6 protein-coding genes are annotated in these 6,396 nt (G+C 42.3%); 4 read left to right on the top strand and 2 right to left on the bottom strand.

The features are described 5' to 3' along the window. Nucleotides 1–103 precede the first annotated feature (103 nt). The 3 genes from AC5JM2_RS29400 to AC5JM2_RS29410 all read left to right on the top strand — a co-directional run bounded on the left by AC5JM2_RS29400 (nt 104) and on the right by AC5JM2_RS29410 (nt 3,569). Nucleotides 104–1,303: a sigma-70 family RNA polymerase sigma factor gene (locus tag AC5JM2_RS29400; protein ID WP_495838660.1), complete on the top strand. Its 1,200-nt coding sequence runs from the start codon at nt 104–106 to the stop codon at nt 1,301–1,303. 12 nt (nt 1,304–1,315) lie between these two features. Further along, a complete protein-coding gene (locus tag AC5JM2_RS29405; protein WP_495838662.1) occupies nt 1,316–2,494 on the top strand; it encodes a DUF1822 family protein in 1,179 nt (392 codons plus the stop codon). 157 nt (nt 2,495–2,651) lie between these two features. Then, the gene (locus AC5JM2_RS29410; RefSeq protein WP_495838664.1) at nt 2,652–3,569 is read left to right on the top strand and encodes an ABC transporter permease; all 918 of its coding nucleotides are present in this window, start codon (nt 2,652–2,654) and stop codon (nt 3,567–3,569) included. Between the two features lie 252 nt (nt 3,570–3,821). Here AC5JM2_RS29410 and AC5JM2_RS29415 read toward each other — a convergent pair whose 3' ends face one another. Together AC5JM2_RS29415 and AC5JM2_RS29420 are read right to left on the bottom strand one after the other, a co-directional pair. Next, nucleotides 3,822–4,397 (bottom strand): hypothetical protein, encoded by a 576-nt coding sequence (locus AC5JM2_RS29415; RefSeq protein ID WP_495838666.1) that lies wholly within the window; start codon nt 4,395–4,397, stop codon nt 3,822–3,824. Next, nucleotides 4,394–5,047 carry a phycobiliprotein lyase gene (locus AC5JM2_RS29420; protein ID WP_495838667.1) on the bottom strand — a complete coding sequence of 218 codons (654 nt, stop codon included), beginning with the start codon at nt 5,045–5,047 and terminating at the stop codon, nt 4,394–4,396. Before AC5JM2_RS29420 ends, AC5JM2_RS29415 begins: the two co-directional genes overlap by 4 nt. Nucleotides 5,048–6,027: 980 nt before the next feature. Here AC5JM2_RS29420 and AC5JM2_RS29425 point away from each other — a divergent pair. Then, entirely contained in the window at nt 6,028–6,393 is a 366-nt protein-coding gene (locus AC5JM2_RS29425) for a hypothetical protein (protein WP_495838668.1), read from the top strand. The last annotated feature ends 3 nt before the right edge of the window (nt 6,394–6,396 follow it).

The following is a 6,396-nucleotide window of genomic DNA, read 5'->3' on the forward strand; positions in this document are numbered from 1 at the left end:
CGTCCGGATCTAATAGAGAGGAGCGGGACATAATAGTCCCCTTCGACTCTACCATGATCCTTTTTTAAATTGTTCACTAGACCATTTATGAGTTGCTTAGTTTATGCGTCCCCGTCAAGGTATTACTGAGCTATTTACAACTTTCTTACAATTCGACGCTGACAGAGTCATTGGCTGGGCTACGGATGCTAAGCTACGTCGAAGTATGCTCAACTCTCAGGCGCGTCTATCGGAACCAGAAAATTCTGAGAATTTTTGGGTTATTTTTTGGTATAAATTGTGGCACGAAAAGCCAGAAAGTCTGGGACGAGGACATCTGTCAGCTTATTTACAAGAAGTATGTTACTGGGCAGTTCACAAAACAGTTGCTAGTTTTTCCTCTGGACAAAATACTTTATCAGACTGCTTCCAAATGGTAGCAACTCGCATAGATAAAGTTTTGAAAGGCTTTAAACCCGAAATGGGTTTTAACCTCAAGAATTACGCCAGTGCGATTTTTAGCAGCGAACTCAAGGAAATGCTGCGCCAGCAGAACGAAGTTGATATTTGTACTGATTGGCGACTGTTGCGCAAAATCACTCAAAAGCGGTTGGTAGAATCTTTACAAAATCTTGGACTAAGCGCGGACACGGTAGAGCGTTATGTATTAGCTTGGAAATGTTACCAGTCCCTATATGCTCCACAGCAACCGACTAGTACTCGCAAACTGACAAGACCAGATGATGCTACGTGGAAAGCGATCGCCCAACTTTATAATTTTCAACGCCAGACTCAACTCTCACAACCAGGAGCAGAGTCTAGTATAGAAACGATAGAAAAATGGCTACTTGCTTGTGCAAAAGCTGTCCGCGCTTACTTGTACCCAAATGTGAATTCCCTGAATGCGCCCAAAGGGGATGACGATTCTGGGGAATTTCAAGATTTTTTACCGCAACTCCAGCAGGAATCCTTACTTACAGAAGTTATTGCTCAAGAAGAACTGCTTGAGCGACAATCAAAGCAATCACAAATCAGTACTGTCTTAATCACAGCTTTGAACGAACTGGATGCCGAGGGGCAAAACATCATAAAACTTTACTACAGCCAAGGATTCACTCAACAGCAGATTGCACAAGAATTAGGAGTGAAGCAGTACACTGTTTCTCGTCGGCTCGGCAAGTCTAAAGACACCTTATTACTCAAACTTGCTAATTGGACTAAAGAATCGCTGCATATTTCTCTAGACTCACTGGTACTAAGCTATATCAGCACAACTTTAGAGGAATGGTTAAAAGTTCACTATAGCCGTCCCTCCCTACAATAGGAGCACATCACCATGACATTCAACCAAAGCACACTCACATTAACAAACCCTACAGATTTGTGGTTAGAAATTCCTGAAACCGAGCAAACAAAAGCTTGGGAACAAAGCCAAGCTTTTTCTAGTTCTAATCGTCGTTGGATTGCGTATCTCAACCGCTTAAGCTTAAACACTTTTTTACCTTGGTTACGGGATGAATACGCTCCTGATGCGACTGCTTTTCCTAAAGCTGCGGCTAATCCAAGCATTTGGGAAGTCGTCAATGGTACAGGTATTTCCTTTGGAACGTCACGAATGGTATTGATCCCCACTGAGGCGGTTGATTTGGATGAATTACGTGTTCCTCAAGAATGGGTGGACATTCCTAGCTGGAGTGCTGATTATTATGTAGCAGTGCAAGTCAATTTGGAAGAGGGCTGTATTCGGGTTTGGGGATATACAACCCAAGCGCAACTTAAGAATATGGGAACTTATGATGCGGGCGATCGCGCTTATTGTTTAGATGCAGATAATTTGATTTCTAATCTGAATATCCTGTGGATGGCGCGTCAAATTTGTCCAGAAGAAGTGACTCGCACAGAAACTGCCCCCTTACCAACTTTATCTGTCACACAAGCAGAAAACTTGCTTCAGCGTTTAGGAAATCCGGCACTTATCCTACCACGCATGGCAGTACCGTTTCAAACGTGGGGAGCACTTTTAGAACATGGAGGTTGGAGACAACGTTTGTACGAACAACGTCAAGGAATGCAACGACAGTGGTCGATTCGTCAATGGATGCAAGCAGGTGTGTCAGATTTTGCCCAAAAATTTGGTTGGGGAAGTGTCGAGTTACAGTCCAGTTTTCAAGGAGCACGGGGTTCAGTAGAGGAAGCCGAGTTGCCAACAATGATACGGAAATTAACCATTGATGGACAAGGATATGAATTGCGGTTACAACCTAAAGGTAATATTGAAAATAATATATGGCGCTTTGAACTGCGAAATGGAAATAGAGACGAGCGGATTCCCAGTGGATTTATATTGAAACTCCTGACTGAAGATTTACAACCCTTCGATGGTAATCAAGTAAAAGCCACAACTCCTAAAGATAGACTTTACATTGAAGTCGCTTTGGGCGAGTCTGGGGAAGGATTGGTTTGGCAGATAGAGCCAACACCAGAAGACTATGAATCCGAAATCTTGTATTTTTGAGTAGTTATAAGAAATTGCGTTCACCAACACACAAAAAAATCTTCTTTCTCTGACTTCTTATTTTCAAAACGCTGCCTTCACCAACACACAAAAAAATCTTCTTTTCCTGACTCCTTATTTTCAAAACACTGCATGAAAAAATTAGTTTTATAAACTCGTGTCTACTCAAATTCCTCATCCTCAATTACATACCCCAAGTGATATTGCCAAAGCGCCAAAATTACCTCATCCACGGCTAAGCTGGCTACAACCCTTGGTACTGCTTGCACCAGCGGGAATTTGGTTGTTACTTTTGCTGGTGCTACCAACACTGATCATTTTTGAGTTGAGTTTGGTACCAAATATTCGACCTGGGGATTTAGTCAATCCCAGTGGATTCGATAATTACATCCGAATATTTGACCCTTTATATTTGCAAGTTGTGGGGCGATCGCTCTTTTTTGCACTCACCTCCACAATCATTTGTTTAACCTTGGGTTTCCCAGTCGCTTATTGGATTGCTCAAATGGCACCTCAGCGTTGGCGAAATTTGCTCCTGATTGGCTTTGTCCTGCCTTTATGGACTTCTTCTTTACTTCGTTCTTATGCTTGGATTACAATTTTACGTCCGACGGGGTTACTCAACAGTATTCTTCGCAGTTTCAGTTTACCAACTCTAGATGTTCTTAACAGCAGTCCAGCCGTCTTAATTGGCATGAGCTACAGCTTGCTGCCTTATATAGTTTTGATTTTATATGCAGCGCTAGAAAAACTAGATAAGCGTTTGCTAGAAGCAGCAGCTGATTTAGGCGCGAATCCTGTACAAACTTTTTGGAAAGTCACGGTTCCACAAACTCTCACTGGAATTACCAGTGGTTCTTTTTTGGTATTTATCACTGCATTTGGGGATTTTGTCAATCCAGAATTACTTGGCGGTGCTTCTAGTATGACAGCAGCGCGGCTAGTTTATAATCAGTTTCTTGGATCTACTCAAAATTGGGGATTTGGTTCGGCTTTAAGTATGACAATCATCTTGGTTGTCAGTCTGGCTATTGCTCTTTTAATTAAGTTTGGCGAGGCAACACCAAGGCAATAACAATTCAAAATTCACTTAGGGACTGCGCCCCGCTGCGCTAACAAAATTGAAGACAGTTTCAGTTGGGGATTTCAACTCTTGAATGTACGATAACTGAAATAACTGAATAACTGCTAAAAAATATTTTTATTTGTTGAATTCAAAATATAGAACTCCGATTTGATTTTGCGAAGCTAGGCACACTTTTATTGCTTCTTAAGCGTTCCCTGTTCCCTGTTCCCTGTTCCCTATTAAGCGTCTCTACTTTGTGATTCACAAAAATCTTTGGAGGATTGCTATGCTTTTCGATTCTCCTCTCCAAAATGCCAGCGGGTCTGGGATCGAAGGGTAGGGGGGCCAGCTACGTAAGATTGTCGCGTCCATTTGCGCTCCTGGTGTTTCTAGTCCTAGCCCGAGACAGAGATGGAACAGAACCGCTGCAAAGTCTTGACGATGACCGGGACTACCTAAATGAGCATGGGCATATTCATGGGCAACAATGCTCAACCAATTGTGTGGAGCGACTCGACCTGCATCGATTAAAATTGTGATTGGGATTGTCGAAATGTTACATAAACCATCTAGCCCAAATGGTTGAGCTAGGGGAACTGCAAAGATTCTCATAGCGCGACGTACTTCAGGGTAGAAACATTCGTGGCAAGCTTCTAGACAGTTTCGCAGAGATTCATTTACCACATCAATATTTTTACCAATCCAAGTACAGATGGTCATGCGATCGCGCAGGTTCTCCATCACATCCACCATCGCTGGATGTAGGACAAAGCTTTGTACCACCCGCAGATACTCGAATCCACGGGTGTATGCATCAGTGTTATGACAATCAATCACCAACCTAACAAAGATAAATATTGTTGGGAGGTGTCTTGTCGGGCTTGAAGGACTTCTTGAGCTTGAGTCGGGGTTACATCCGATACGATTGCATCCCCCTGATTAACTTCCGGATGGCTCAATGAATCTGCCCCAACGCGACTTTCAGTGCAGAATGATGCTGTGTTGAATCCGCCGAAGCGTTTCACTGTACTGCAACGCATTCGCAAATCAGGACTGGCAAACCAGAAGCGCTCAATTGAACTCATGGTGTCATATTCGGTGATCAGAACCAGTCCACCATCATCATCCATGTGGTACTGACCAACAACCGGCACGATTTCAGCATAGCCTCTGTCGCGCAGTAACCGACCTTGCCGGGGATTATCCCCATCAGGTACCAGAGCAAATACAGTGTTCCCCTCGTGATTTTCGCCCTCCTGATCCCAACCCATTGAGCCTCCCCATCTGACGCTGCAACCCCCAACAGCCAGACTCGCATCAACCTGATGGAATTCACATAAAGCAATGATTTCTGGATCGTCTCCTGCCAGAGCATCTACCTGGATTTGCGACTCACCAACCTCAGATCGTTTGAAGGCGAGGTGATGGGTTGTGCGTTGCGATCGCCAAGAGCCAGCACTTTGTTGAAAAAACTCCATTGCGTCCATCAATAAGTCCAAGCCTCCAGACTCAAATATTTGTTCCCTACTCTACTCTTTATCATAAAGCCTGAAAGATTTGATTGAAGCGACCTATTACGCACTTTACAAGGAAACTATTATGTGCTGTGCGCAAAGAGTGCCAACTTCCGTGCTGTTCTGCAATAGTCAGATTGAGCAAAAATTTCCCATTTTTCTCTCACTGGTGCATAAGTTGATTTTGCTTGCATTTATATAAAAGAAGGAAGGACAGCAAATAACTGTCTTTGGCAATGTCAAAGATAATTATGCCTTACCAGCTTGTAATTCTGGCGATTAAAGAGATTCTGCCATTTTCGTTTCCAACAGACTTTGCAGCCATTTCATTAAACGGCATTGCAGAAGTCGGGAACGCTTAACGCTTAACAGAACCTCGTAAAATCTCACTTTTGCAATCTTGTCTATTATTTACCGTTCTACAACACTTGGACAAAGCAAGGCATGTATTTTTTTTAGATAAAATCGGAAAATTTATAATTTTGGATCAAAGTCTCGCTTAGCAAAATATTATTTTTGTTTACAAACATATAATTTTTATGAATTGACAAAAGCACATTTTTATATTGTAATCATAAAACTTTATTTTTTTTAAACAGTAAAAATCAACACAAAGTAAGTTGACACAAAAGCTATATTGTGTATTTTAATACATGTGAACATCTATCAAGGAATAAAAGAACATGAAATTTATATATTTTTATATTCCAACAAAACAAGTAAGCTAATCATAAGGGTGCAAACTATCTTAATCATTTAATGCAAAGGCATTTTTCAGATAGTCCCATAGCTATCAATACTTGTCGGTTAAGCAAAAAAAATGAAATTACGTAGGTTGGGGAGGACAGTGCCGTGGGCGGGTTTCCCGACTTGTCGTTTGGTTAGGTATAGAAGGTACTTGGAAAGAAACCTCTTTCGACCAAACTATCAGAGCCTATCTGACTCAAAAGAAGGTGCCTGAATCCAAGCTCAGGGGTCGAAAAAAAGGACAAGTTGCAGACGCAGGAGCTCAAGAAGATGCTGCTCGCGCCATTGAAGATATCTCAGATTACTTTGACTGGCGCTCAGATGCAACACGCGCGATCTTTTATCTCGGCGATGAAGCGCTCGAAGGGGGCGGAGATAAAACAGATCGAGAGGATATTAAAGCTGCTGATTTAGCTATTCAAAAAGCCCAAGCAGCAGGAGTGACTGTTCACACCTATTTTGGAACTTCAAAGAGTAAGCATCAAGAAAGTATCAAAACTGAATACGCCAGACTTGCAACAATTGGACTGCACAAACGGTACGAGAAGTTTTGCATAAATGGCAAAGCTTAGGGG

The sequence above is a fragment of the Brasilonema angustatum genome (assembly GCF_059505445.1).

Bases quoted from the DNA above. Each gene is read 5' to 3' on its own strand.
- AC5JM2_RS29400 (WP_495838660.1), top strand. From the start codon at position 104: ATGCGTCCCCGTCAAGGTATTACTGAGCTATTTACAACTTTCTTACAA.
- AC5JM2_RS29405 (WP_495838662.1), top strand. From the start codon at position 1,316: ATGACATTCAACCAAAGCACACTCACATTAACAAACCCTACAGATTTG.
- AC5JM2_RS29420 (WP_495838667.1), bottom strand. From the start codon at position 5,047: ATGGACGCAATGGAGTTTTTTCAACAAAGTGCTGGCTCTTGGCGATCG.